Consider the following 25661-nt stretch of genomic DNA (forward strand, 5'->3'; position numbering starts at 1 on the left):
TTACCTCAGGCGCTCAGGGTGGCGCCGCCGTCGACGACCAGATCCTGCAGCGTGATATGGCTGGCCAGGCTGGATGCCAGGAAGAGCACGGTATTGGCGATCTCCGCCGGGGTGGCGATTTTGCGCAGGGGAATGCCGAGCTTGAACTGATCCGGCAGCCCGGCAAGGGTGCGGGCCATGGCCCCCTCGTCCGGCAGCATGCCCCGCAGCATGGGGGTATCCGTCGAGCCCGGCGACACCAGGTTGACCCGCACGCCAAAGGGGGCCAGCTCCAGCCCCACCGTCTGGGTCAGACTAGTGACCGCCGCCTTGGAGGCGCAGTAAGCCGCCATCTGCATGCGCGGCACATGGGCGGCGTTGGAGCCGATGGTGACGATGGCGCCGCGCCGCTGCGTCTTGAAGTGGGGCACCAGGGCCCGCAGCAGATAGAAGACGCCGCTGGCGTTGACCGTCATGCAGTCGTGCCAGTCGTCATCGCTCAAGGCTTCGGTGGGACCGAGGCGCAAGACCCCGGCTCCGTTGACCAGCACATCCAGTCCGCCGTCTGCCAGCAGTGCTGCGCAACAGGTGTTGACCGCTGCGGCATCACCGATGTCGAGCAGCCGGGTGGCATAGGGGTAGTCTGCCTCGGGGAACGCCAGATCCAGCCCCACCACGGCGGCGCCAGCGGCCACGAACTGCTCCGCCACCTCGCGCCCTATGCCACGGCCGGCCCCGGTCACCCAGACCCGCTTGCCACTGAAATCAAAGGCCATTTTTTGCTGTTCCATCTTCACGCACCCCATCACCAGACCATCTCCACGCTCTCTTCATCCTCGGTCAGCTTGCCGTCGAGGAAGCGGCAGAAGTCATCGAGACGGGGATGATCGAACACGTCGGAGACCTTGACCTGCACCCCGAACTCGGCACCGAGCCGGTTCACTATCTGTATGGTCTGCAGGGACTGGCCCCCCAGCTCGAAGAAGTTGTCCGCAGGCGCCATGGTGGCGAGCCCCAGGATCTGCTGCCAGATGGCGCCAACCCGGTTCTCCGTCTCGCTGCCGAGGGATTCTTTGCCAAGGAGTAGCGCCTCGCCCCCCCCCTGGTACTGAGCCAGCAGGGCCTTGCGATCCAGCTTGTTGGAGCCGGTACGGGGCAGCTGGTCATAGTGGCGATAGTCGGTGGGGATCATGGCGACGGGCAGCACCTTGGCGAGCTGCGCCTTGATGGCCCGGCTGTCGCGCTCGGAGCCTGCCACGAAAGCCACCAGCCGGCGCACGCTGCCAAGGCTAATGCCCTGCACGCAGGCCTCGTCCACCCCGGACAGGACCAGCAACTGGGCCTCCACCTCGCCGGGCTGGATGCGATAGCCGCTGATCTTGAATTCGTTGTCGCGCCGACCGAGATAGACCAGGCGGCCAGCCACCAGCCGCACCCTGTCGCCAGTGCGATAGACGGGCAGCGCCTGCTCACCGACCCGAAGGGTCTCAAAGCTCCCCTGCACGCCACCCACATAGCCGTTGGCAAGCTGCGGGCCGAACAGCACCAACTCACCCTCGCTGGCTGGCTGATCCCCTGCCCCCAGAATGAGCGCCTGCATGCCGGGCAGCGGCAGGCCGATGGGCAGCTGGGTCTGGTTCGGGTCTTCCTGCTGCAGCTCCTGGGTGGCGACCACCACAGTGGTCTCGGTGGGGCCGTAGGTGTTGAACAGGCGCACGTCGGCGCGACCCTGCCGCTGCCACTGGGCCAACTGCTCGGGGTAGACCGCCTCGCCGCCTATGATGACGGTGGCCAATCCCGAGGGAATGTGGGCCTGGCCCGCCGTCAGCGCCACCACCCACTCGTTCCAGAACGCCGTGGGCAGATCGAGGTGGGTGATCCCCATCTCCTCCACCCCGGCTGCAAAGGTGGGCATGGATTCGAGCAGGGTGTCGGTGCGCAGCACCAGGGTAGCGCCAGCGCTTAAGGTGGCGAACACCTCCTCTATGCTGGCGTCGAAGTTGAAGGGGGCAAATTGTAGCATCCGCGCTCCTTCATCCAGGTGATAGCGGCAGCGGGCGGCGGCGGCGAAGTGATCGAGCGCCCCGTGACTGACCGCCACCCCCTTGGGCAGACCGGTCGAGCCCGAGGTGAACATCAGGTAAGCGACGGCGCGACCAGCGGCCGGCTGATTCAAGCGGTTGTCGCTCAGCAGATCCCCCGCCAAGAGGGTACGGCCTTCAAACAGGCTGGCCAGCTTGTGGCGATACTCCGCCTGGGTGATCAGGGTCTTGACCTCGCCAAGGCGCAGGATATGGCCCTGGCGCTCCAGCGGCTGCTCGGGGTCGAGCGGCACATAGACGGCGCCCGCCAACAGCACCGCCAGCTGGGCGAAGATGGCCTGGGGGCTGCGGGCCAGCATGACGCCCACCTTGTCGCCGGGGGCAACGCCGGCAGCCTGCAGGGCCGCTGCCATCTGCTCGCAACGAGCCAACAGCACCTCATAGCTGACGCTCGCCTCCCCCTGTATCAGGGCGATCTTGTTCGGGGTCTGGGCGGCGAAGTGGCCGAGCGCGTCCAGCACAGGGCGCACCTTGATCACTTCGTGAGCCGGAGCCGTGATCATGGATCCCAGCCGCTGCTCGGCCAGCCAGTCGGCCTTGAGGGTGCCCAGGGTCTGGGCGGGCTCGGTGAGCCAGCGGCCCAGCAGGGCGAACAGGGTATCGGCGATAGTCGCCAGATCGGCCTGCTGATAGCAACCGGGATTGGCATCCAGATCCAGTCTGGGTTGACCATCGGCCCCCACCTGCACCTCTATGGTGAGGTCCTCCACCGGCCCGGCGCTGATGTTGAGGATATGGGCACTGAGCGGCCCGAAGCGGCGGGCGTGATCGAACGGCATGATGTTGACCAGGGGGCCGAACAATCGCTTGTCTCCTCCCACCAGGCCCAGGTCTCGGCGCAGCAGCTCATAGCGGTAGTGCTGGTGCTTGCGCACACCGCGCTTGGCCTTGGCCACGGCCCCAGCGGCCCCCGCCAGATCCAGCCCCTCGTCGAGCACCAGCGCCAGCGGCGTGATGTTCATCTGCATGCAGGGCACGGTTAGCGACGCCGACCCGATGCGGTTCATCATCATCAGGCCGAGCAGGGTCTGTTGCTGGCCGCTGGCAAGGGAGAGCTGGGCCGAGAGGCCGGCCAGCAGCAGATCGGGCCAGCCCAGCTTATGTTCGTCGGCAAAGCCGGTCAGCGCCTGCCACAGCGCCGCCGGCAGGGGCCGGCTCTCGCGAATAAATTCGGCGGCGATGGGGGCGCGAGTGTCGCTAAAGGATGTCACCTCGGGCCAAGCCTGCAATTGCGCCTGCCAGAAGGTGCGAGCGGCGGCGTTCTTGCCGCTCTCCTCGCGGGCCCGCTCTTCGGCCAGTACCTCATCCAGCAGGCCAAACGGCGATGGCGACGGCGCAGCCCCGGCCAGCCCTTCGCCATAGAGTTCGGCGATGCGCTGGAACAGCAAGGTGGTGCCAAAGCCGTCCAGGGCGATGTGGTGCACACAGCTGTAGAGGTAATCCCGGCCGGGGCCACGCAGCAGAGCGAAGCGGCAGGGAGCCGCCTCGGTCAATGCGAACGGGCGGCGCAGATCGGCCCAAGCCCAGTCGCGGGCGGCAGCCTCGTCGTCGCTTTTAAGGTTCACCTCGTCATAGGTGAGTGGCGCATTGGAGGAGACGAAACCGACCGCCTCCCCATCGTCTTCAAAATGGCCCTTGAGCGCCTCGCACTCACCCACAGCCCGGGTGAGTGCCGCCACCAGCAGGGCTGCGTCGACCTTGCCATCGAAGGCGATACACTCGGCGGTGTTGAACATCGCCTTGTCGTCGTTGAGTAGATGACCGGACCAGAGCCCCTGCTGGGGTATGGTCAGCGGGAAGCGACTCATGGGGTCACCTCCAGGGTCTTTTGTTCGGCAAGCTTTGTTTCGATCACACGCCACCAGCCGTTAAGGGTCGGCAGCTTGGCGAGATCCACGAAACCCAGCTCCACCCCGGCGGCGCGCCACTCGGTGAGCAGGGACATGAAGCGCACCGAATCCAGACCGTAGTCGATGAGGTTCTCGTCCGGGTCAAACTCCCCTTCGTCCTCATCGATATGGCTCAACAGCCGCGCCTTGAGTCCCTCGTAGGTCAGTAATGGATTGGTCTGGGCGGCGAAAGTGGAAGCTGGTGCAAGTGCCAGCACCTCCTCGCAGGGGATCACCTTGCCGCAGCGGGTCGCCACATAGTCCAGTGCCATCTGGTGATCGGCCTGGGAGAAGTCCGCCACCCCGTCTGCCAGGAAGAAGGGCTGGATGTCGCGCATGAAGGCGTCGCAGGCGGTCATCATGCAGCCGATGTGACCATAGATGCCGCCGATGATGAGCTGATCCCGCCCCTGGGCTTTGAGCACCAGCTCGAGTTCGGAGCGCTGGAAGGCGCTGTAGCGCCACTTGACCAGCACGCTATCGTCGCTCTCAGGGCGCAGCCCTGCCACCACCTGCTGCAGCTCGGGGCGCGTGTTCAGACCCGGGCCCCACATGTCGTTGAGCAGGGCGCGATCGTCGGGGGATTGATCCTTGGGCTGGGCCGTGTAGTAGACCGGGATGCCGAGGGCCTTGCACTGTTTGCGCACCGCGGCCAGACGCTCGGTGAGCGTGGCGATCAGCGGGCTGTTCTCGCCATAAAACGCGGTGAAGTACTCCTGCATATCGTGAATGAGCAAAGCAGCGCGTTTGGGCTCCAGCGTCCAGTTGACCTTGTTGGCCTTCCACTGCTTGGGCATGGCGTAGTTGTTCAGGGTTGGGATAGCCATAACGTCATGATTCCTTTTTAGTTTTGAGCTGTTGTCAGGGGCTGGCTTGCGGCGATGATCTCGGCGATACGTGCACGCAGCCCCTGTTTGTCAATCTTGCCCACCGCCGTCATGGGCAGGGCATCCAGGGTTTCGAAACGGTCGGGCAGCTTGAAGTCCGCCACGCCGCGCGCGCGCAGAAACTTGCGCAAGGCCAGCGGCTTTAACCCGGGATCCGCACTGACGATAAAGGCGCAGCTCTTCTCCCCCATGGCGCTATCGGGCATGGAGACCAGGGCCGCCTGGGTGATGGCCGGGTGGTGCAGCAGCTGGTTTTCCACCTCTTCCGCCGCTATCTTCTCGCCGCCCCGGTTGATCTGATCCTTTTGCCGCCCCACCACCGTCAGGTAGCCGTCCTGGTCTTGCACCACCAGATCGCCGGAGCAGTAGAAGCCCTCGCTATCAAACACCCGGGCGTTGTGGGCCGGGCTCTGGTAGTAACCACGGAAGGTGTAGGGGCCACGAGTGTGCAGGGCACCGGGCTGGCCGGGGGCGACCGGGTTGCCCGCCTCGTCCAGAATGCGCACCTCGTCGTCCGGGCTCATGGGGCAGCCCTGGGTGTGAATGATCTTCTCGTCGGGGTCAGAGAGCCGGGTGTAGTTGACCAGCCCCTCCGCCATGCCGAACACCTGTTGCAACCGGCAGCCGAGCAGCGGGGTGATCTTTCTGGCCACCGCTTCGGCCAGCTTGGCGCCCCCCACCTGCAGCACGTCGAGGCTCGCAAGCTGGCTGCGCACGGCCGGGTCAGATTCGGCCGCTTGCAGCCAGAGGGCGACGGCTGGCGGCACCAGGGAGGTGAGGTTGATGCGGTGGCGGGCTACCAGCGGAAAACAGCTCATGGGACCGGGATCTGGCGCCAGCACCACGGCGCCGCCCGCCTCGAACACCCCCAGCGCCCCGGGGGAGCTCAGGGGGAAGTTGTGGGGGGCCGGCAGGGCGCACAGATAGCGGGTATGGGGGCCCAGCCCGCAGAGATCAACGCTGCGGCGCACGCTGTAGTAATAGTCGTCATGGGTGCGGGGGATGAGCTTGGGGGTGCCTGTGCTGCCGCCGGAGAGCTGGAAGAAGGCCACCTCGTCCGCCGGACTCGGGCCATAGGCGGGGACGGCCCATCCCTCGCTCTTGGCCTGATCACTCAGCCAATGAGTCAGCCCCAGTTCCCCGTTCTCGCCATCAAGCAGCGCCAGCTCGGCGCCTATGCTTCGCAGCAAGTCACTGTTGCGATCCCCATTGGCAAACAGCGAATGGGCGAGCGAGCCAATAAAGAGCCGGGGTCGGATCTGCTCGGCGTAAGAGGCCAGCTCCAGCCGGTTGTGGCTAAAGAGGGCGTTGACCGGCGCAATCCCCGCTTTGAGCAGGGCGAAAAACACCAGATAGAACTCGGCCACATTGGGCAGCTGCACCAGAGCTGTGTCGCCCACCTTGAAGCCATGACGAACGAGCCGCCCGGCCAGCCGACTGGCGCCTTCATCCAGCTCGCGATAACTGACACTGCGCTCGCCGCAGAGGATGGCAGTGGCATCCGGCGCCACTTCACACTGGCGATCCAGCATGATGGTCAGGGGCTCACCGCGCCAATAGCCCTTGGCACGATACTGCTCGGCCAGTTCCCGGGGCCAGCGGGTGTAAGGCAGGAAGCGGTTGGCCTGAGTCATAGCGCCACCTCACTGCCAAGGCCCAGGGCGTTTAACATGGTGCCCAGCTTGGTGCCGGTCTCGGCCCACTCCATGGCGGGATCCGAGCCTGCCACTATGCCGGCGCCGGCAAACAGCTCCACCTGATGGCCATTGAGCACACCGCAGCGGATCACCACGGCCCACTCCCCATTGCCCTGGCTGTCACACCAGCCGACGATGCCGCTGAACAGGGCGCGTCTGAAGGGTTCCTGCTCGCGGATAAACTGACGCGCCAGCTCGGTGGGATAACCGCACAGGGCCGGGGTCGGATGCAGCTGGCAGGCCAGGGAGAGCACAGAAGCCTGACCCGGATGCAGCTGGCCAGCGATGGGCGTGCCCAGATGCCAGAGGGTATCCGTGCTCATCAGGGTGGGATTGGCGGGAATGGCCAGCTCGCGGCAGTGCGGGGTCAGCACCCGGCGGATCTCGTCGATCACCAACTTGTGTTCATGCTGATCCTTGCGGGAGGCCAGCAGATCGCGGGCCACCTGCCGGTCCTGCTCCGGCTCGCCGTAGCGCTTGGCAGAGCCCGCCAGCGGATGGGTGAAGACCTCGCCCCCGCTGACCCGCAGCAGCAGCTCCGGGCTGGCGCCGAGCAAGCGGCGATCTTGCCCGAGCGGCAGGGAGAAGTGAAAGGCATGGGGGTTCTGGCTCATCAGGCGGGCCAGCACCTGCTCGGGATCGGCGGGCTTGTGCAGCGTGAGGATCAGCTTGCGCGACAACACAACCTTGGCAAGGTGACCCTGTGCAAACGCATTTAGCGCCGAGCTGACCGAGGCCTTGAATTCGGCCGCCGCCGGCGTGCTCTGCACCGAGATGACCTGGTTGGTCTCGGCGGCACGCTCCGCTGCGGGCGTTCGCACTCCCCGCTCATAACGGCCGGGCACATAGAGGCAGGAGGCGTCGGCCGGGTCGAACGCGAAGGCGCCGATCAGCAGCGGATTAGCTTGCCCTGCGGCCTCGGCCGCCGCCAGAGCCCTCGCTATCTGTCGCTCCAGCAAGGACCATTCGCAGGCGGGCGTGGTGATAGGCTGACCCAGGTCGTAGGCGCTGATCGTGCCCTGACTTGAGGTAAACAAGAAATCGGGCGGGGACGCAGCCTGGGCAGGCGCGCTATTTTCCATCACAAGAGTATCCACGTTACACCCTCAAATATGATTCAAAATGATAATGATTATCAGTTTGCATTTGTGGGGCGGTAAAATACTCGCTTTGAAATCACCCGGTCAATGGGATTTTTATATCGATAAAACTGGAACTTATCTGTGGATATTGGACAAACCGCGCCACTGGCGGCCTGCCATGCCAGGCATCTAAGGGGTTGCTCGTATGAATACATATTCCATACCCCATATGAGGCGGCGGCAAAAACGGGAGCCGCGTGCTCAGACTGGCAGCCAGGGGTATTTCCCCCTAAGATGGCGCCCTCTGTTTGGTCACGTCCCTCAACTTACGGAACTGTCGATGTTAAAGTACCTGCTTCTGCTCCCTCTCAGCCTGCTGCTGGCAGCCTGTTCGCTCACCCAGTACAACGTCAGCGAAGGTGAAATCAACCAATACCTCAAAGAGAGGGTCGCCTTCGAGAAACAGCTGGGGATCCCCGGCATCATGTCGAGCAAGATCCGCCTGGATGAGATGCACAGCCGCATCGGCCGCGCCAGCGCCGATCGGGTGGAACTTGATGCTGCCGGTGATCTGCAGGTCAGCAGCCCCCTTGGCAGCCAGCAGGTGAAGATCCGCATCTCCCTCAGCGCTCGCCCCGACTATGTGGCCGAGCAGGGTGCCATCTACCTGCGTGACCTCGAACTCATCTCAATCCAGACAGAGCCAGCCGACGTGGGTGCCGCCCTCACACCACTGCTGCCCACCTTCAACCAGTCGCTCTCGCTGTTCCTCTCCCAGACGCCCGTCTACCGGCTGGATGACAGTCGCAAGAACGAAGCCAGGATCAAGGAGAAAGTCGGGGCACTCAAGGTGGAGCCCGGCCGACTGGTCATCCCCTTCAAACTGCTGTGACCCCCAAGCCGTGCCCCTCTGCTCTTAAACCCCCGGGCGCGGCTTTTTCTTCTCAAGCCCCCCACCTTGGTACATAATGCGCACCATTCTCATTTAGATTCATGAGAAGCGTCATAATAAAATCAAACATATGGTGAGAAGGGACATGAGAAAAACCGTACTGGTCCAGGCGATCGCCTGCGCCCTCCTGAGCGGTGCCGCACACGCCGCCGTCAAAGTCGAAGACAAAACATTCAATACCGCCGCCAACATGCTGGCCTACACCGAGTTCGAACTCTCCGGCGAGCCGCTGGCCGAGGCCCTCGGTCTGGATCTGGATGTGCTGGACGCCAACCGCGCCAATGAGCCAACTCCGTTCGACTTCGCCGCTGGCATCGAATCCTACGAGTACTCCGAAGAGGCCATGTACGCCCTCAACTACCAATCCGGCATGGGTCCTCATCTGGTGAACGGGCCGCAAAACCTGGCCCGTGGCGGCACCATGGCCTCTCTGGGGCAACGGGTACTGGCCATGGCCGATGCCGTTGGCTTCCCGGCCGATGAAGTGCCACAAGGCATGTATCCCCTCTCCCTGCCCTATGCCTCCGCCAATCCGGAGTTTGCGCAAGCGGTGAACACCACCCCGGTCAACGGCGATCAGATCACCATCAAGACCGCCAAGGGCAACGAGAAGAGCGTCAGGACACTGATACCGGCCTACTTCCGCGACTACACCACCCTGCGCTGGAGCGGCAGTGACAACCTGCTGGTGCCCGCAGCCGTGGGCGGCATATTGCTCAAAGAGGTGATGTGGTCCCAGGATTTCCTCGGCGGTATGCACGTGGCGGAAACCGATGAAGAGGTGGAAGCGGCTTCCGCCACCATGGATCAGGATGGCAAGCACAAGCTGGGCGTCTCCGCCGCTGACGGTTTCAACGGCATGATGCTGACCGAGCAATCCATCGACAAGCTGACCATCATGCAGAACCAGCTCGGCTTCGACGGCAAGCAACTGGGCGCCAGGATCACCCCGCAATACGATCCGGCCAAGGGCGTCGTCTACTTCCCCCATCAGGTGAAAGTGACCGAAACCAGCAAGCATGACGTGGGCGCCATCGGCAAGCTGGAAGTGGTGGATGACTCCGCCCAGCTACGCGATGCCTGGATGATGCTGTGGCCGCTCTCCGAGTTCTATGCCTTCAGCGATCAGCGCAGCGCCAACACCAACCAGAACGCGGCCTTCCACGCCGTGTTTGACGGCGCGCCGTTTGCCGCCGCCCCGGCTGCCAACCAGGCCAATGATCTGGGCAAGGCAGTCGCGGGCAGCGATGCCTTCTCGCTGGCGATCAATCTCTCCAACCTCACCTTCAAGAACCTGGCCGCCCTGCACTTTGATGCCAAGGCCGGCACCCTGGTCGACAGCTGGCAGGCGGGCAAACAGGGCAAGCACGTCACCACCTTTGACGCCGCTTACGCCCTGGTCGCCCTGCAGATCTTCCAGCGCGCTCAGGATGCGCTGCCAGTCGGTTACGCCGCCGGTGACAATGGCGAGCTGAACCTCAAGACCAAACAGGGTCAGCAGGCACTCGATTTGATCCGCAAGCAGGCCGATTTCATCCTTGCCAATCTCAAGGGCAAAAACGGTCTGGTGCATGACGGCGCCACCCTGGGCGGCAAGCTCGACGCTGGCCACTCCATCGATGCGCAGTTCGCGGCCATCCGTGGTCTGACCGCCGCCTTCCTCGCCACCTCCGATGCAAAGTACCGCACGGCCGCCCGCGAGCTGTTCATCGCGACCGACAAGGCCTACTTCAATCAGAAAGCCGGCACCTGGCTGGCGGGTAAACAGGGTGAATACACCCCCTGGACCCAGGCTGCCATCTCCGGCGCCCTGCGCTCTGCCATGCTGAACCTGCGCAACGAAGGGGCCGAGAAGGCGCCCGAGCTGGAGCTGGCCAAGCTGACCGGTCAGTACGTCAGCTGGTTCCGTGGCACCGTCAACGGCGGCATGCAGATGGCCGAGTGGATCGGTGACTCCGGCGAGAACATCATCGAAGGTGCCGGCAGCGACACCGACGAAGATGGCGTACCGCAAGTGACCGCCGCCGGTGGCCAGCACGGCACCGCCATGGTGATGGCCGCCAAAGCGGTGGTAAGCGAGTAATCATCGCCCTTCACCAGCATGAAAAAGGGAGCCAATCTGGCTCCCTTTGCATGACAGCGTCTGACACAGTTTCAAGGTACTTTTTTCACAACCCGGCTAAACCAGCTTGTCCAGCATCTCCTTGGTCACCAGCACGATCCCCTGCTCGGAGCGGTAGAAGCGGCGGCTATCCTCATCGGCATTCTCGCCCACCACCAGCCCATCGGGCAGGACACACCCTTTATCCACGACCACCCGGCGCAGACGGCAACCGGCGCCAATCTCGACCCCGGGGAAGATGATGGCCTGATCCAGGGTGCAGAAGGAGTGCACCCGCACATTGGTAAAGAGCACCGAGTTGAGCACGAACGAGCCGCTGACGATGGTGCCGCCCGAGAACATGGAGTTGATGGTCATGCCGTGCTGACCATTGCGATCCTGCACAAACTTGGCCGGTGGCGTCAGGGTCTGGCTGGTCCAGATGGGCCAGTTCTGATCGTAGATATCGAGCTCGGGCAGTACAGAGGCGAGATCCATGTTCGCTTCCCAGAACGAATCCAGGGTGCCCACGTCACGCCAGTAGGGCTTTTGCCCCTCGCGCGCCCCGACACAGGACATGTTGAAGGGGTGAGCAAACGCCATCCCCTCCTCCACGATACGGGGGATCACATCCATCCCGAAGTCGTGTTTGGAGTCCTGATTGAGAATGTCCTCCTCCAGCAGCTGATAGAGGTACTCCGCCTCGAAGATATAGATCCCCATGGAGGCCAGCGAGCGATCCTCGCAACCCGGCATGGCAGGCGGATTGGCCGGTTTCTCCACGAAGGCGCGGATCTTGCGCTGCTCGTCAATATCCATGACCCCGAAGGCAGACGCCTCTGCCCGTGGCACCTCGATACAAGCCACTGTCACCTTGGCACCGAGACGCACGTGATCAAGCAGCATGGCGGCGTAATCCATCTTGTAGATGTGATCCCCCGCCAGCACCACCAGGTATTTGGGGCCGTAGTCACGGATGATGTCGACGTTCTGGTAGATGGCATCGGCGGTGCCGCGATACCAGTGCACCTCATCTACCCGTTGCTGGGCAGGCAGCAGGTCGATGAATTCGTTCATCTGGTAACGCAGGAAGGACCAGCCCGATTGCAAGTGGCGCAGCAGGCTGTGAGACTTGTATTGGGTGACCACACCAACGCGGCGGATCCCCGAGTTGATACAGTTGGAGAGCACAAAATCAATGATCCGGAATTTGCCACCGAAATGGACGGCAGGCTTGGCGCGGTTGTCAGTCAACTGCTTCAGGCGACTGCCACGTCCACCCGCCAGCACCAGTGCCATACTCTGGTTCAATAATTGTCGTGCTTTGGCACTATTTTCGGGCTCTAACAACATGATTTACCTCTGCCTTGTTTGATCTATTTTCAACCCATCTTCGCCTGTTTCGGCACCTGTGAAAGTGGTTTCACTCACAATTAACCGATTTCAATTGGCCCTTTTCCAGGAGGTGAGCGGGATCCCATGCTTTACACCCTGAGCTTGGTTAGAATTTCAACATCACACGAATCATCAAGGATGACAAGATGTTGAACAAGCTCGGGAGTAACCTGTTACTGATCGCGGCCATCACCTGTGTTGCTCTGCTGTTGTTACAAGGTATCTGGCTCGCCGTACAGGCAACCCCCTTCACCCTGATCCTCATCGTCGGCACGACCCTGCTCGGCTTTGGCCTGCTGTTCATGCTGGCCTATCGCGCCCGCAACGCCGAGCGTGATCAGCAGGAACAAGTCTGGCTCACGGCACTGCGACTGCGCGATCCCGCCTGTCTGGAGAGCCCGGCGGCCCAGGAGGCCTTGCAACAACTGCTGACCCGGTTCAGTGAAGCCGAGCTCGACGCCCACCGTCAGATCAGCGAGCTACACCATCAGGCGACCCAGGATGAGCTGACCCAATTGCAAAACCGCCACGCGTTCCGGCGCGACATGACGGCGTTGCTGCAGCGGGATCAGGATACCCAGACCGCCACCCTGGTGCTGATCCGCGCCACCGAACTTGGCAAGCTCAATGCCCAGCGCGGCTTTCAGTCGGGGGATGCCTATATCAAGGATATTGCCAATCTCATCACCCGGGTGGTCGGCCGATTCCCGGGTCATCAGGTCTATCGCATCTCGGGAGCCGACTTCGCCGTGCTGGTGCAGCCGGTGGCCAACATACCGCCGCCCCTGCTCGGCCGGGATCTGAAAGTCGCCTTCGACCACTATCAGCAGCAACATGAACTGGAGAGCGCCGCCTACTCGGGGCTAACACGCCTGAGCAGCGGGCAGAAGATAGAGGCGATTCTGGCACGGGCGGATCTGGCTCTGGCCCACGCCCAGACCGAAACGGTCAACGGCTGGGCCATTCAACAGGACGATGACGTGGTGGAACTGCAGGGCCAGCACCACTGGAAGCTGGTGCTCAATGATCTGCTGGAGCAGGAGCACATCAGTTTTACCTATCAGCCCATCCAGCCCATGCACCCCAGCATGCTGGCCTACAACGAGATCTATGCCCGCTTCAGCGGCGCCGACGGCACTGTGTTGCCGACCGACACCCTGTTTGCCATGGCTCAACGGCTGGACATGGTGATGCGACTGGAGCAGATGCTGATCATCCACGTCATGCGCCAGTACCGGGCATTCGGCGCCAACCAGAGCCGCTGGGGCATCAGCCTCTCCAGCAACCTGTTGCAAAACAGCGCCTTCCTGATCTGGCTCGACCGGCAATTGCTCAAGGATCCCAACACCAGCGCCAATCTGGTATTCGAGCTGGATGAGGAGCATCTGGAGCGCAACATGACGGGGGCCAAGCGGGTGTTCGAGCTGCTCAGACGCAACGGCAGTCGTTCCGCCATCTGCAACTTCGGCAAGGGGATAGGGTCGTTTACTCTGTTTCGCGAGCTAAAACCCGACTACATCAAGCTGGATCCTGCCCTGCTCACAGGGCTGGAGCAGGACCTGACCAATCAGCAGTTCGTGCGGATGATCGTTGATGTATCACACCGCATGGGCTGCCAGGTGATAGCGGAAGGGGTGGAGCAGCTTGGCCAGAAACAACTGCTACAGAGCATGTACGTGGACGGGTTGCAAGGTTATCTCATCGCCAAGCCCCAGCCGTTGCGGCCGGATATCAGCCACCTTGGCCTGTTTACTGAGGACGCTTCAACTTCAGCAGAGTCAGAATGATGTCATTGAGCTGGCGATAACGTTCCAGCTCCTTCTGATCGTAACGGGTCGCCAGGGTGGTGGGATTGTGGCGATTCTTGAGGTAACGGTTGATCTGCAGGCGGTTGAACCCCGCCACCTGATAGATCTGGCCCAGCAGGCCATTAAGCTCTTCGTGCTCGAAGCCGGCCCTGGCGAGGTAATCGCTCTGGGCAGGGCTCTCCAGCTGACTGCCCTGTTTGGCGATGCGGCCAGTCTCTTGCAAATAGGAGAGCCACTGTTCGAGATAAAGCGGCTTGCAGCCCGCCAGCAGATTGAAGAAACCCACTGCATCGCAGCGGCACCCGGTTAACAGCAGCACGGCCAGTTGATCGTCATCGCAGCTGAAGGTGACGGGGCCGCTCTGCCCCCAGTCCAGCGCCTGGACCCGGATCTCGGCGCGCTCCCCTGCGATGCCGGTTACGTCGAATACAAACATGGCTCCTCCCGCTCGGCAAAAGGTTGATGATGGACCATACCCCCTACAGGTGCAAAGCCAAATCGCCTTTTCATTCAGCATTCTGTACGCGGGCCATAAAAAAACCGACATCCTCGCGGATATCGGTTCTTCAGGCATCCGATGGCCGTGGCCATCAATGCAGAACGGTTCAGGCGTCCAGTTCGACCAGTGCCTTGGCCAATTCTATGGGTTCGATCTCCTGGCCTTCCAGATCGGCATTCCAGTTCGGGCCGATCAGCACATCGTCCTCGTCCAGATCGTTGATCCAGATGTCGAGGAACTCTTCCAGCTCGATCACTTCCGGCTCGTAGTCGGCCCACTCGTCCACACAATGCAGGCGGGCATCGACCTCGGCCGACCAGAGCGGCATCACATCGGCATCTTCAAATTCGGCAGAGCGGCAGACGACCCAGTCTTCACCGTAACGCAAGCCCCACACCTGACCCGACTCGCGGACTTCTTCGATGAACAGTTGGAAATTGGCGTCAAGATTGTCAGTTAACTTACTCATGGGGCTCTCTCTTTATCGGGTGCTGCGGCCACGGCAGTGCCGAGTGGCAATGCGGTGGCCAAATGGTGTCGCAAAAGTGACATGGACTCAAGCATCTTGGGATTATTCGCACAAAAAACTGCCCGATGCCGTGTTTTACCTGATAAAACGCCTCCCGAAGGAGGCGTTTGCCATGGCCGGGATTAACGCTCCCAGTAAACCTCTTCCAGGCTGTCTTCCTTCTCGGGCAGACCACGAGAGAGGCGCGGGCTGCTCTGGGCCAGCACCTCATAGCTGACCCGGTTGGCGTACTTGCACACCTGGGCCAGGGAGGAGTAGGTCAGAAACTCGGACATGTGCTTGGCGGAGTTCGGCACATTCATGCGGTGATAGGCGTTGGCCACCATGTCGTGCAGCACGGCAGAAAGCGCGCCATCCCCTGCCCCGTTGGTGTTCTTGATCTTCTCCGGGCCCCCCATGTAAGGGGAGATGTGGGAGTAGATGCGGGCAGGCTTGCGGCACTTGTCACGGGCCATGGGACGACTGAACTCATACATGTTGAACTCGGGGATGACACCGGGCAGCAGGGTATGAGTGGTCTCGCGCTTGTAGTCTTCCTCCGTGTAGCTCGCCATGTAGAGGCCGATGGGACCGGCAGTGCAGAGCACCATGTCGGCCCAGTCCAGCGCCTTGTCAGCGGCGCCAAGGGGATCGGCAATGCCGGTCAGGGCCTCGGCCTCATCTTCATTCATCGCCAGCACAGTCACGTTCTCGGCGATGAAATCGCGCCACCACTGGGGATTCTCGGCAATGACGAAGCGGGTGCCCAGCGTCAGCACCACGGGCACGCCAGCCTCGCGGGCGTAGCGCACGGCAGCCATGGCGGCCTCCTTCATGGGAGTGCCATCTTCACCGCGCACCAGATAGGCGGTGATCACCAGGGCGGAGGACTCCTTGATGACGGCTTCGGGAATGTGCGCCACATCGAGGTGATCCATCTTGCCGGCGTTGATGCCAAAGCTGCGCTCACCGCACTCGGTGATGAAGGTGAAGCAGCGACCGACCGGGCCATCCACCGGCTGCAGGTAATCGAGGTTGACGCGGGAAGAGGTGTTGCACAGATAGCGGTAGGCGTAGCTGCCGATGCGGATATCCTGGCTCATGACGCCAAGCAGGATGGAGTGGGAATCCGCCAGCACAGAGTAGTTGTGCATGGTGTTGCCTATGGTGCCACCGGCAAACTCGCTCACCACCATGTTGTTGGCCTTGAGCTCTTCGTAGACCCGTTCGGCCACATCGTCACTGATCACCACAGAGTGGCCCTTGCTCAGACCATAACGGTTCAGGAAGTCCTCATCCACATGGGCTTCGATGTCCACCAGGGTCTGATCGATTCCCACCACATAGGCTTTGCCAAGTTCGGTAAGCAGGGGATTTTGCGGGATCAGGGGATCACGCCTGTCGACCGGGAAGTAGTGTTTGGACTTGCGCTGACCGGGAAATTTCATGGCAATGTTCTGTGCTCTGGGGGAAAGAGGGGCGGGATTTTAACACAATCCGCCGCGCCGAAAAGTCGCCTGATTAAAATAGGGCGTCAGTATAGACAAGGGCTGCAGAGGAAAACGTTTATCCCATTCCCATCAAAAAACCACTTCACCGTGAAGTGGTTTTTCAGTCAGCAAAGACCAGGAGATCAGCCGAACGAGAGCCCCTGCACCAGGGCCAGCACGGAGAAGAGTCCCAGGGCCAGCCAGAACAGCAGGGTACCAAACAGCCGTGGCATATTGGGGGCCCTGGGGATCTGGATACCGATGGCATGCAGTATGCGCCCTACCAGCAGGCAGAGACCGCCAAGATGCAACCAGAGCGCACCGACCCCCGCCAGTTCACACAGGGCCATCAGCAGCAGGGTCAGCGGCACGTACTCGGCGAAATTGCCGTGGGCGCGGATCGCAGAGCGCATCTCGGGCGCCTCCCCTTCCCCTATCATCACCTTGAACTGGGCACGGCGCTTGACCACCCAGAAGGAGAGCAGCAGGAACAACAGCCCCAGCAGGCCCGCGTAAATCAGCGTGATATGCATCATCATAGCACTCCTTATCCTTGGATCTTGAACGCGGAAAAAACCTGGTCGGCTCGCGCTGCGGGCAAGGTGCTCATCATGCCAGCTCGCGGCAGATGAGGGACACCATCATGCGAATGTGGGCCTGATCGCTGTTGAGAGCCGGTATGTATTCAAACTGCTCGCCACCGGCGGCCATGAAGATCTCCCGGTTCTGCACCTCGATCTCTTCCAGGGTTTCAAGGCAGTCGGCAGAAAAGGCCGGGCAAACCACATCGAGCCGCTTGATACCGGTCGCCGGCAAGCCGGCGATGGTCAGGTCCGTGTAGGGCTTGAGCCACTCCTCCTTGCCAAAACGGGACTGGAAAGTGGCGGTCCACTGGCCGGCCTCGAGCCCGAGCGCCTCAGCCAGCAGAGAAGCAGTGTGGCGACACTGGTGACCATAGGGGTCGCCTTCGTTCTCGTAACGCTCCGGAATACCGTGGAACGACATCAGCAGGTGATCTCCCTGCCCGTGCAGCTCCCAATGGCGGCGCACGCTCATGGCCAGCGCCTGAATGTATTCGGGGTGGGCATGGTAATCACGAATGAGCCGTACCACCGGCAGGTTGCGCTCTTTCTTCATCGCTTTGGCCCAGGCATCGAACACCGGGGCCGTGGTGCTGACCGAATATTGCGGATAGAGCGGCAGCAGGATAACCCGGTTGACCCCCTTGGCCTTGAGCGCCTGCCAGCCATCGTTGATGGAGGGCGAGCCATAGGTCATGGCCAGCTCCACCGGCACCTCGACCCCTTCCCGCTTGAGCTCCTGCTCCAGCGCCGCGCGCTGCTGCTTGCTTATCACCATCAACGGCGAGCCCTGCTCTGTCCACACCTGCTGATAAAGCTTGGCCACCCTGGGGGAGCGCGTCGGCAAAATGATAAAGTGGAGCAGCGGGCACCAGAGGTAGCGAGGCAGGTCGACCACCCGCGGGTCGTGCAGAAACTGGCTGAGAAAGGCCTTGACGGCGGCCGTGGTTGGCGCGGCTGGGGTCCCCAGATTGACCAGCAAGATCCCGGTTTTCGTGGTCACGTTAGCGTCCTGTCTTCCTGTCTGAATGCAAGAAAGGGCCCATGCCGGGCCCTTGTCTCAATTGCCATCGGCACGAGCCATGGCGGGCTTAGCCCAGTATGGTTGCCAGCTGCTTGCTGACCAGATCCACCGGCTGAGTGCCGTCGATCTTGACGTAACGGGTGTTGCCCGCGTCCGCCTCTTTACCGTAGAAACCGATGAGCGGCGCGGTCTGCTGATGGTAGACATCCAGACGCTTGCGCACTGTGGTCTCTTCGTCATCGGCACGGATCACCAGATCCTCACCGGTCACGTCATCCTTGCCTTCCACTTTCGGCGGGTTGAACACCACGTGGTAGGTACGGCCCGAGCCGGAGTGGACACGACGACCGCTCATGCGCTTGACGATCTCTTCGTCCGGCACAGCAAACTCCAGCACGAAGTCGACCACAACACCGGCATCCTTCATGGCTTGCGCCTGGGGAATGGTGCGCGGGAAACCATCCAGCAGGAAGCCGTTGGCGCAATCCGGTTGGGCGATACGCTCTTTGACCAGGCCGATGATGATGTCGTCAGAGACGAGCTGACCTGCGTCCATCACGGCTTTGGCCTTGAGGCCCAGCTCGGTGCCCGCCTTGATCGCCGCACGCAGCATGTCGCCGGTGGAGATCTGCGGAATACCGTGTTTTTCCATGATGAACTGAGCCTGAGTACCTTTACCGGCACCCGGAGCCCCCAACAGAACAATGCGCATACACGCTCCTATTGCTTGGTTATTCAATTCTTGAGAAGGCAAAAAACTACACGGTTTCGCTCATTTTCACAAGCTTGCCCCGTGTGAGTGGCTTATTTTTCACCATGTTACCAAAGCGGCGAGGCGACTCGAGCCGCAACGCTACCCTGAAAAAATGAGTGAAAATGCAGCGCCCTCCATAACAAGGAGAGGCGCTTGCCCCTTGTCAGGCAAGCGCCATATAAAAAAGGCCCACTGCATGCAGTGGGCCGAAACATCATGCCAGGAGTAACAGACGGTTGATACGGGAGACGAAGCTCGCCGGATCATTCAGACCGCCCTGCTCTGCCAGCTGGGCCTGTTCGTGCAGCAGGGTAACCCACTCGCCGAACAGCGCCTCGTCTTCGATGGTGTCGAGCTTCTTCACCAGCGCATGGTCGGGGTTGAGCTCCAGAATGTACTTCTGCTCAGGTACCGGCTGGCCGGCTGCGCGCATCAGCTTGATCATCTGGGTGCTCATGCCGTGATCGTCGGTGACGATGCAGGAGGGTGAATCGGTCAGACGGTGGGTGACTCGCACCTCTTTCACCGCATCGGCCAGGCTCTGCTTGACGCGCGCGACCAGACCGGCGTTGACCTTCTCGGCCTCTTCTTGCGCCTGCTTGGATGCCTCGTCCTCCAGCTCGCCGAGATCCAGCTCGCCACGGGTCACCGAGACCAGCTGCTTGCCATCGAACTCGGTCAGGTGGCTCATCAGCCACTCGTCGACGCGCTCCCACATCAGCAGCACTTCGACGCCCTTCTTGCGGAAGATCTCGAGGTGCGGGCTGTTCTTGGCGGCAGCGTAGGAGTCAGCAGTGATGTAGTAAATCTTCTGCTGGCCTTCCTTCATGCGGCCCACGTAATCCTCGAGAGAGACGGTCTGGGCTTCGCCCTCGCCCGCCGTGCTGGCAAAGCGCAGGAGCTTCGCGATCTCTTCGCGGTTGGTGTGATCCTCGGCCGGGCCCTCTTTGAGCACGTTGCCGAACTCGCTCCAGAACTTGGCGTACTTCTCGCTGTCATCCTTGGCCAGCTTGGCCAGCATGGTCAGCACCCGCTTGGAGCAGGCCTTGCGCAGGGAGACAGTCACCTTGTTGTCTTGCAGAATTTCACGGCTGACGTTGAGCGGCAGATCGTTGGAGTCCAGCACCCCTTTGACGAAGCGCAGGTAAGCCGGCATAAACTGCTCGGCGTCGTCCATGATGAAGACGCGCTGCACGTACAGCTTCAGGCCGTGTTTCTGATCCCGGTTGTAGAGATCGAAGGGAGCACGGGCCGGCACGTAGAGCAGGCTGGTGTACTCCTGCGCCCCTTCCACCCGGTTGTGACCCCAGAGCAGCGGATCTTCAAAATCGTGGGCGACGTGCTTGTAGAACTCCTGATACTCCTCGTCCTTGATCTCTTTCGGGCTGCGCGTCCACAGGGCAGTGGCACGGTTGACCTGCTCCCACTCGCCCGGCGTGCCGACGATGGTTTCGCCATCCTCTTCACGGTCCGGGGTGCCCTCTTTGTACATCTCCACCGGCACGCTGATGTGGTCGGAATACTTGGCGACCACGGCGCGCAGACGCCAGTCGTCGAGGAACTCACTCTCTTCTGCTCGCAGGTGCAAGATGACGTCGGTACCACGACCGGCTTTGGTCACATCGGCCACGGTGAAGGAGCCTTCCCCTTCCGATTCCCACTGCACGCCTTGCTCAGGCTCGGTACCGGCGGCGCGGGACACCACGGTTACCTTGTCGGCCACGATGAAGGCGGAGTAGAAACCGACCCCGAACTGACCAATCAACTGGGAATCCTTGCCCTGATCACCGGACAAGTTTTTGAAAAAGTCAGCGGTGCCAGACTTGGCGATGGTACCCAGATGCTCAATCACCTGATCCCGGCTCATACCTATGCCGTTATCGGAGATGGTCAGGGTCCGATTCTCTTTATCAACCACCAGGCGAACGCGCAACTGGCCGTCGTTTTCAAACAAAGAGGCATCGGAAAGCGCCTTGAAGCGCAGCTTGTCCGCCGCATCGGAGGCGTTGGAGATCAGCTCGCGCAGGAACACTTCTTTGTTGGAGTAGAGGCTGTGGGCCATCAGGCTCAGCAGTTGTTTGACTTCAGTCTGAAACCCGTGGGTTTCGGCATGAACGCTTTGGGTCATCGACACTATCCTCAGGCGATTCGGGTTGAACACATTCCTGATACAAGATGGGGCCTGGGATCCCCATTTCAAGGGGGACAAGTCTGCTGACGGTGCGAATGGCGATTTTTGCGCCAGCGCACTGACAAACGCAGCCCATCGGCCAAACAAAAAACCCGCCGGGGCGGGTTTGAAAAACAAGTGACTGACGCGAACTTAGTTAAGGGGCTGACGCCCCATCAAGGAGTGAGAAAGCGTGGTGCCATCCACCAGCTCCAACTCGCCCCCCACCGGCACGCCGTGGGCAATCCGGCTCACCTTGACGCCGGCAGCGCGGGCCATGTCGGCTATGTACCAGGCGGTGGCATCCCCTTCAATGGTGGGGTTGGTGGCCAGGATCAGCTCGCTGATGGACTCCGCCTTCAGACGCCGCTCCAGGATCTCCAGCCCCAGCTCTTCCGGGCCTATGCCATCGAGGGGTGACAGGTGTCCCATCAGCACAAAGTAACGACCGGAGAACTGGCCTGTGTGCTCGATGGCGGCCACGTCCGCCGGACTCTCCACCACGCACAGCAGGCCGCTCTCTTCCCGCTTGGGATTGGTGCAGATCTCGCAAAGCGTGTTTTCGGTGAAGGTGCGGCAATGGCTGCAGTGGCCTATCTCGGTCAGCGCCCGGTTGAGCAGCTGGGCCAGGCGAAAACCGCCACTGCGTTCGCGCTCGAGCAGGGTAAACGCCATGCGCTGGGCCGACTTGGGACCGACCCCCGGCAGCACTTGCAGGGCCTTCATCATCTCATCCAGCAAGGGGCTGAATTTCATGGGCTAAGTATCCTTTGACGCTGTGTCGGCGGGCGGTAACCGCAGGCGGCCCTTGCGGGTGCGGGTTGCTCTTCGCCCAGCCGAACCAATCTTGTTGGCGCAGGACTATACCCGAGCCGCCCCCCGTCCGCCAATGGCCTTGTGCCTGCCGGCCCGATGACGTCGCCCACCGCATGAGACAGCGGCCATGACCAGACTACCCCAGCCCGATACGCTGACGGCCGCAGTAGATCTCGGCGCGGCCCGGACGGCAAAACCCCACCAGGGTGAGCCCGGTCTGCTCGGCCCGCTCGACCGCCAGCTCAGTGGCGGCCGAGATGGCGAGCAAAATCTCCACCCCGGCGCTGGCGCACTTTTGCACCATCTCGAAGCTGGCGCGGCTGGTCACCAGAATGGCGCCATCCCGTCGACCGGTGCGGCACAAATGCCCCACCAGCTTGTCCAGCGCGATATGGCGCCCCACATCCTCACGGATGGCGAGAATATTGCCCTCCCCGTCCAGATGCACCGCGGCATGGGTGGCGCCGGTGCGCAGGCCTAGCAACTGGAGCGGGCGCAGGGCGGTCAGCACCTTGTCGATATGACCCACCGCCAGACGCTGGCTGTCGGGCAGCCTTGGCTGGGTGCGGATCACCTGCGCCAGACTCTCGCTGCCACAGATGCCGCAACCGGTGCGCCCCGCCATGGTGCGCCGCTTCTCTTTAAGGCGATGCACACAGCGGTTGGCCAGGGTGATATGAAGCTCAATCCCCTGACAGCCGTCAATCTGCTCGATGTCGTGCATGTCGTGGAGGCTGTCGATGATCCCCTCAGAGAGCGAGAAGCCGATGGCGAAATCCTCCAGATCAGAGGCCGAACACATCATGACGCTGTGGGCGATGCCGTTATAGACCAGCGCCACTGGCGTCTCGGAGGGCAGTTCCATCTCGCTGTCGCAGGTCAGTGTATCGGCACGATAGTGCACCACCTCACGATGGATGGCGCAGCGGGACAATTCGCTTTGCTCTGCGTGTTCCTCCGGCAGGCTTGTCTCTGTCTCCCCCCTCATGAGGCGACCCCATCGATGATCTCGGGATCTCTGGCCGAGATACCGAGCCGCTTCATCTTCGACAGCAGGGTGGTGCGTTTCATGCCAAGGCGTGCAGCGGCCCCCCTGTCACCTGCGACGATGCCGTTGCAATCGCGCAGGGCGGCGATGATCGCCTCGCGCTCATCGGTCGGCGCCTCGTTGGCAAACAGCGGCGAGGCGGGTTCGTCATACACCAGGGTCTCTATCTTGTGATAGCCCTTGAGCGGCATCAGCTCGTCGGGGGAGAGGTTGAGCACATGGCCCCGGGTCATCACCACAGCGCGCTCTATGATGTTTTCCAGCTCGCGAATGTTGCCGTACCAGGGGAGCGACACCAGCATCTTCATGGCATCTGCGGGGATCGAGGTGATGTTGCGGCGCATCCGCTTGGCGATCTTCTTGATAAAGAAATTGACCAGCAGCGGTATGTCTTCACGCCGCTCGCGCAGGGGCGGCAGCTCGATGGGAAAGACGTTGAGCCGGTAGTAGAGATCGCTTCTAAAACGCTTGTTCTTGACCATGGAGAGCAGATCGCAATTGGTGGCGGCCACCAGCCGCACATCGATGGCGATGGGGTTGCTGTTGCCGACCCGCTCCAGCTCGTGCTCCTGCAACACCCGCAAGAGCTTGGGCTGCAAGTCCAGCGGCATGTCCCCCACCTCGTCGAGAAACAGGGTGCCCTTGTGGGCCCGCTCGAAGCGACCGATGCGCTGGGCCAAGGCGCCGGTGAAGGCCCCCTTCTCATGGCCGAACAGATCGCTCTCGATAAGCCCGGTGGGAATGGCGGCGCAGTTCACCTTCACCATCTCCTGCTCGTGGCGGGCACTCAGCCGATGAATGGCCTGGGCAATCAGCTCCTTGCCGGTGCCGGTTTCCCCCAGGATCAGCACGGAGCAGTCGCTCTGGGCCACCAGTTTCACCTTCTCCAACACGCTCGCCATGGCGGCGCTTTGATAGATGATGCTGGAGAAATCGGCGTTGGGTTCGAGCTCCGCCACCCGGATCGTCTTCTCGCGGGCCCCCGTGGTGTTGGAGATCTCCTGCTGCGCCTGCACGTTGTTCATGGCAATCGCCGTGCGGGCCGCCACCTGCTCCAGCAGGGAGATATCGATGTCGGCAAAAAAGTCCGCATTCCGGTGAGAGAGGATCAAGACCCCCAGCAGATTACCCCGATAGCGCAGCGGCAGAATGCAGGAGCTGTCCGCATCGGTCGGCAATATCTGGGAGGTGAAGCGGCAACTCGCATCACAGCCGTGGCCCTGATCCCGATAGATGAAGAAGGGTTCGCTGTGGCCAAGCGCCCCCTGCAAACAGCGCTTCTCGAAACAGGAGTGGTTGATGATACCGGGCTGATCGCACGCCTGCTGATTGACCAGATAGCTCTTGAAACTGTCGGAGGTAGCGTTGTACTCCGCCAGACACAGGCTGCTGATGGCGAAGTGATGCTGCAAGATGGCAAACAGGCTCTTGGGCAACTCGGCGATGCGCACTAATTTAATCACCGCATTGGTCACATCCACCAGGATCTTGCAGCTGTCGCGCTCAAGGCGCAGGGAGTTGGCCTGCTCCAGGGTGCGCTCCTTGTCGAGCACGTTTTCGAGCGCAATGGCGACGATGGCCGCCAGCTGGGTCAGCTTGGCCAGCGTCTCCATGGTGAAATTGTCGAGCCGGGTGTTGATAAACTCGACCCCACCAAGATGGCTGCGGGCGGTGGTGATGGGGAGCTGGCAGTAGGAGCGCAGCCCGGCATAAATGCCTTCTGCCTCAAGGGAGGGGCTGCGATTCTCAAAGTGGGCGGCCGCAAGAATGATGGCCTGCTCCTGGGCTTCTCGGGCGGGACAAGGGGGAAAGTGCAGTTCTGCCTTGGGGCAGACAAGGTGCTTTGGGCCGGAATGTCCCATGAAGTAGAAGATGGCCTCCTCACCTGCACCCATGTTGAGGATCAGGTTGACCCGGGTCACGCCGCCAAAGCTTGCATCTATCTTGTTGAGTTTGTGGATAAAATCATCGAGCGTCACGGCCGACAGGAGGGATTTGGAGAGCAGGAGGAAACCGTCGTCCCAGATGGGAGAGATCTCGTCCAGGGGGATGGCACTCACATTTAGCATTGCGGCCTCGCGTTATATCGATTTAGTCACCCGTCAGGCTGTCCATGCCATCGCATCACGACCAGATCACGTCACCAACATAAATAGCCGCAGCCCATCAAGAGGGCTGCCAATAAGAAAAGCGGTGACGAAACGTGTCGCATGTTGCCATTCCAGAGCGGTTATTAACGAACGACAACAAAAAATAACATTGCTATCGGGGATATATTGGAACGGCGACTTATCATAGATGAGCACTAATTTCATTACAATCCGATTTAATATATCTGATGGCCATATTTAGCCAGTGATGACACCAAACCTTGATCCGCATTATGGCGGCCGATAAAACGGCTGTCGTCAACTGTCAGATCTACCCATCGCGGCCCCTGCAGCCGGATCCCGGCCCTCGTTGGTGGCGAGTCACGAGCTGATAAGCCGACTGTGGCAGCACTTCAACCCGCCGAAGATAAAGAGGGCCGACAGGCTCTGGAAGGCCATCAGCAGCCAGCTGGCGTTGTCGGCAAGCTCGGCGGTGACGCTCTGGTGAGTGAGGTAAACCAGCAGGGTGACCGCCCCCAATAGCAGGCAGTTGATCAGGGTGGTGGAGACAAAGGCGATGAGCCAGGCCACCGGCACACTCAGGGCGGCCAATACGCTGCCCATGGCGAGCCGTGCCGCCATAAAACAGCCGAAGAAACCGAAGCCGAGCAGAAATATCATCTCGTCGTGCCACATATAGCAGCCCATGCCAATCAATATCGCCGCCAGATAGGTGCCAATATAGAAAAGTCCGAATAATCGGCTAATTTCGCTGTGCATCATTCAATT

The 25661-nt window shown here is 61.5% G+C and carries 20 protein-coding genes; 3 read left to right on the forward strand and 17 right to left on the reverse strand.

Going from position 1 to position 25661, the window contains the following annotated elements; translation table 11 throughout:
• Positions 1-5: 5 nt before the first annotated feature.
• From dhbA to WJM78_RS11175, 5 genes are read right to left on the reverse strand one after another with little or no spacing between them, the layout of a single operon-like run.
• A complete protein-coding gene (dhbA, locus tag WJM78_RS11155; RefSeq protein WP_042034237.1) occupies positions 6-755 on the reverse strand; it encodes a 2,3-dihydro-2,3-dihydroxybenzoate dehydrogenase in 750 nt (249 codons plus the stop codon).
• 29 nt (positions 756-784) lie between these two features.
• A complete protein-coding gene (amoF, locus tag WJM78_RS11160; RefSeq protein ID WP_339009248.1) occupies positions 785-3889 on the reverse strand; it encodes an amonabactin biosynthesis non-ribosomal peptide synthetase AmoF in 3105 nt (1034 codons plus the stop codon).
• The gene (locus WJM78_RS11165; protein ID WP_339009249.1) at positions 3886-4797 is read right to left on the reverse strand and encodes an isochorismatase family protein; all 912 of its coding nucleotides are present in this window, start codon (positions 4795-4797) and stop codon (positions 3886-3888) included. The genes amoF and WJM78_RS11165 overlap by 4 nt, the downstream gene beginning before the upstream one ends.
• A gap of 17 nt (positions 4798-4814) precedes the next feature.
• Positions 4815-6491: a (2,3-dihydroxybenzoyl)adenylate synthase gene (locus WJM78_RS11170; RefSeq protein ID WP_339009250.1), complete on the reverse strand. Its 1677-nt coding sequence runs from the start codon at positions 6489-6491 to the stop codon at positions 4815-4817.
• Positions 6488-7651: an isochorismate synthase gene (locus tag WJM78_RS11175; protein ID WP_339009251.1), complete on the reverse strand. Its 1164-nt coding sequence runs from the start codon at positions 7649-7651 to the stop codon at positions 6488-6490. The genes WJM78_RS11170 and WJM78_RS11175 overlap by 4 nt, the downstream gene beginning before the upstream one ends.
• A gap of 325 nt (positions 7652-7976) precedes the next feature.
• Here WJM78_RS11175 and WJM78_RS11180 point away from each other — a divergent pair, with 325 nt between their 5' ends.
• On the forward strand, positions 7977-8528 hold the full coding sequence (locus WJM78_RS11180; protein ID WP_042034245.1) for a lipoprotein: 552 nt from the start codon (positions 7977-7979) through the stop codon (positions 8526-8528).
• Positions 8529-8673: 145 nt separating this feature from the next.
• Complete coding sequence (locus tag WJM78_RS11185; protein WP_339009252.1) at positions 8674-10671, forward strand: hypothetical protein; 1998 nt, start codon at positions 8674-8676, stop codon at positions 10669-10671.
• 96 nt (positions 10672-10767) lie between these two features.
• Here the strand turns inward: WJM78_RS11185 and glgC are convergent, their stop codons facing one another.
• Positions 10768-12042, reverse strand: coding sequence for a glucose-1-phosphate adenylyltransferase (gene glgC / locus WJM78_RS11190; protein WP_042034247.1), 1275 nt, complete (start codon positions 12040-12042; stop codon positions 10768-10770).
• 188 nt (positions 12043-12230) lie between these two features.
• Between glgC and WJM78_RS11195 the strand changes: the two genes are divergently transcribed.
• Entirely contained in the window at positions 12231-13871 is a 1641-nt protein-coding gene (locus WJM78_RS11195) for an EAL domain-containing protein (protein WP_339009253.1), read from the forward strand.
• Here WJM78_RS11195 and WJM78_RS11200 read toward each other — a convergent pair.
• The 11 genes from WJM78_RS11200 to WJM78_RS11250 form a co-directional block, all read right to left on the reverse strand.
• Positions 13834-14328, reverse strand: a complete 495-nt coding sequence (locus tag WJM78_RS11200) for a hypothetical protein (protein ID WP_042034250.1) — start codon at positions 14326-14328, stop codon at positions 13834-13836. The two genes, WJM78_RS11195 and WJM78_RS11200, sit on opposite strands and share 38 nt — an antisense overlap.
• Positions 14329-14497: 169 nt before the next feature.
• The gene (locus tag WJM78_RS11205; RefSeq protein ID WP_339009254.1) at positions 14498-14860 is read right to left on the reverse strand and encodes a DUF2750 domain-containing protein; all 363 of its coding nucleotides are present in this window, start codon (positions 14858-14860) and stop codon (positions 14498-14500) included.
• Between the two features lie 182 nt (positions 14861-15042).
• Positions 15043-16347, reverse strand: coding sequence for an inosine/guanosine kinase (locus WJM78_RS11210; protein ID WP_339009255.1), 1305 nt, complete (start codon positions 16345-16347; stop codon positions 15043-15045).
• 185 nt (positions 16348-16532) lie between these two features.
• Entirely contained in the window at positions 16533-16925 is a 393-nt protein-coding gene (locus WJM78_RS11215) for an MAPEG family protein (RefSeq protein WP_042034254.1), read from the reverse strand.
• Between the two features lie 73 nt (positions 16926-16998).
• A complete protein-coding gene (gene hemH / locus WJM78_RS11220; protein ID WP_042034256.1) occupies positions 16999-17973 on the reverse strand; it encodes a ferrochelatase in 975 nt (324 codons plus the stop codon).
• 88 nt (positions 17974-18061) lie between these two features.
• Positions 18062-18706, reverse strand: coding sequence for an adenylate kinase (adk, locus tag WJM78_RS11225; RefSeq protein ID WP_108535583.1), 645 nt, complete (start codon positions 18704-18706; stop codon positions 18062-18064).
• A gap of 256 nt (positions 18707-18962) precedes the next feature.
• Positions 18963-20876 carry a molecular chaperone HtpG gene (gene htpG / locus WJM78_RS11230; RefSeq protein ID WP_339009256.1) on the reverse strand — a complete coding sequence of 638 codons (1914 nt, stop codon included), beginning with the start codon at positions 20874-20876 and terminating at the stop codon, positions 18963-18965.
• 195 nt (positions 20877-21071) lie between these two features.
• Positions 21072-21674: a recombination mediator RecR gene (gene recR, locus WJM78_RS11235; RefSeq protein ID WP_042034260.1), complete on the reverse strand. Its 603-nt coding sequence runs from the start codon at positions 21672-21674 to the stop codon at positions 21072-21074.
• Between the two features lie 196 nt (positions 21675-21870).
• Entirely contained in the window at positions 21871-22722 is an 852-nt protein-coding gene (gene fdhD, locus WJM78_RS11240) for a formate dehydrogenase accessory sulfurtransferase FdhD (protein WP_287146473.1), read from the reverse strand.
• Positions 22719-24851: a sigma 54-interacting transcriptional regulator gene (locus WJM78_RS11245; RefSeq protein ID WP_339009257.1), complete on the reverse strand. Its 2133-nt coding sequence runs from the start codon at positions 24849-24851 to the stop codon at positions 22719-22721. The genes fdhD and WJM78_RS11245 overlap by 4 nt, the downstream gene beginning before the upstream one ends.
• 402 nt (positions 24852-25253) lie before the next feature.
• Positions 25254-25652: a hypothetical protein gene (locus tag WJM78_RS11250; protein ID WP_042034265.1), complete on the reverse strand. Its 399-nt coding sequence runs from the start codon at positions 25650-25652 to the stop codon at positions 25254-25256.
• Between the last annotated feature and the right edge of the window lie 9 nt (positions 25653-25661).

Source organism: Aeromonas popoffii, assembly GCF_037818705.1.
Taxonomy (GTDB): Bacteria; Pseudomonadota; Gammaproteobacteria; order Enterobacterales; family Aeromonadaceae; genus Aeromonas; species Aeromonas popoffii.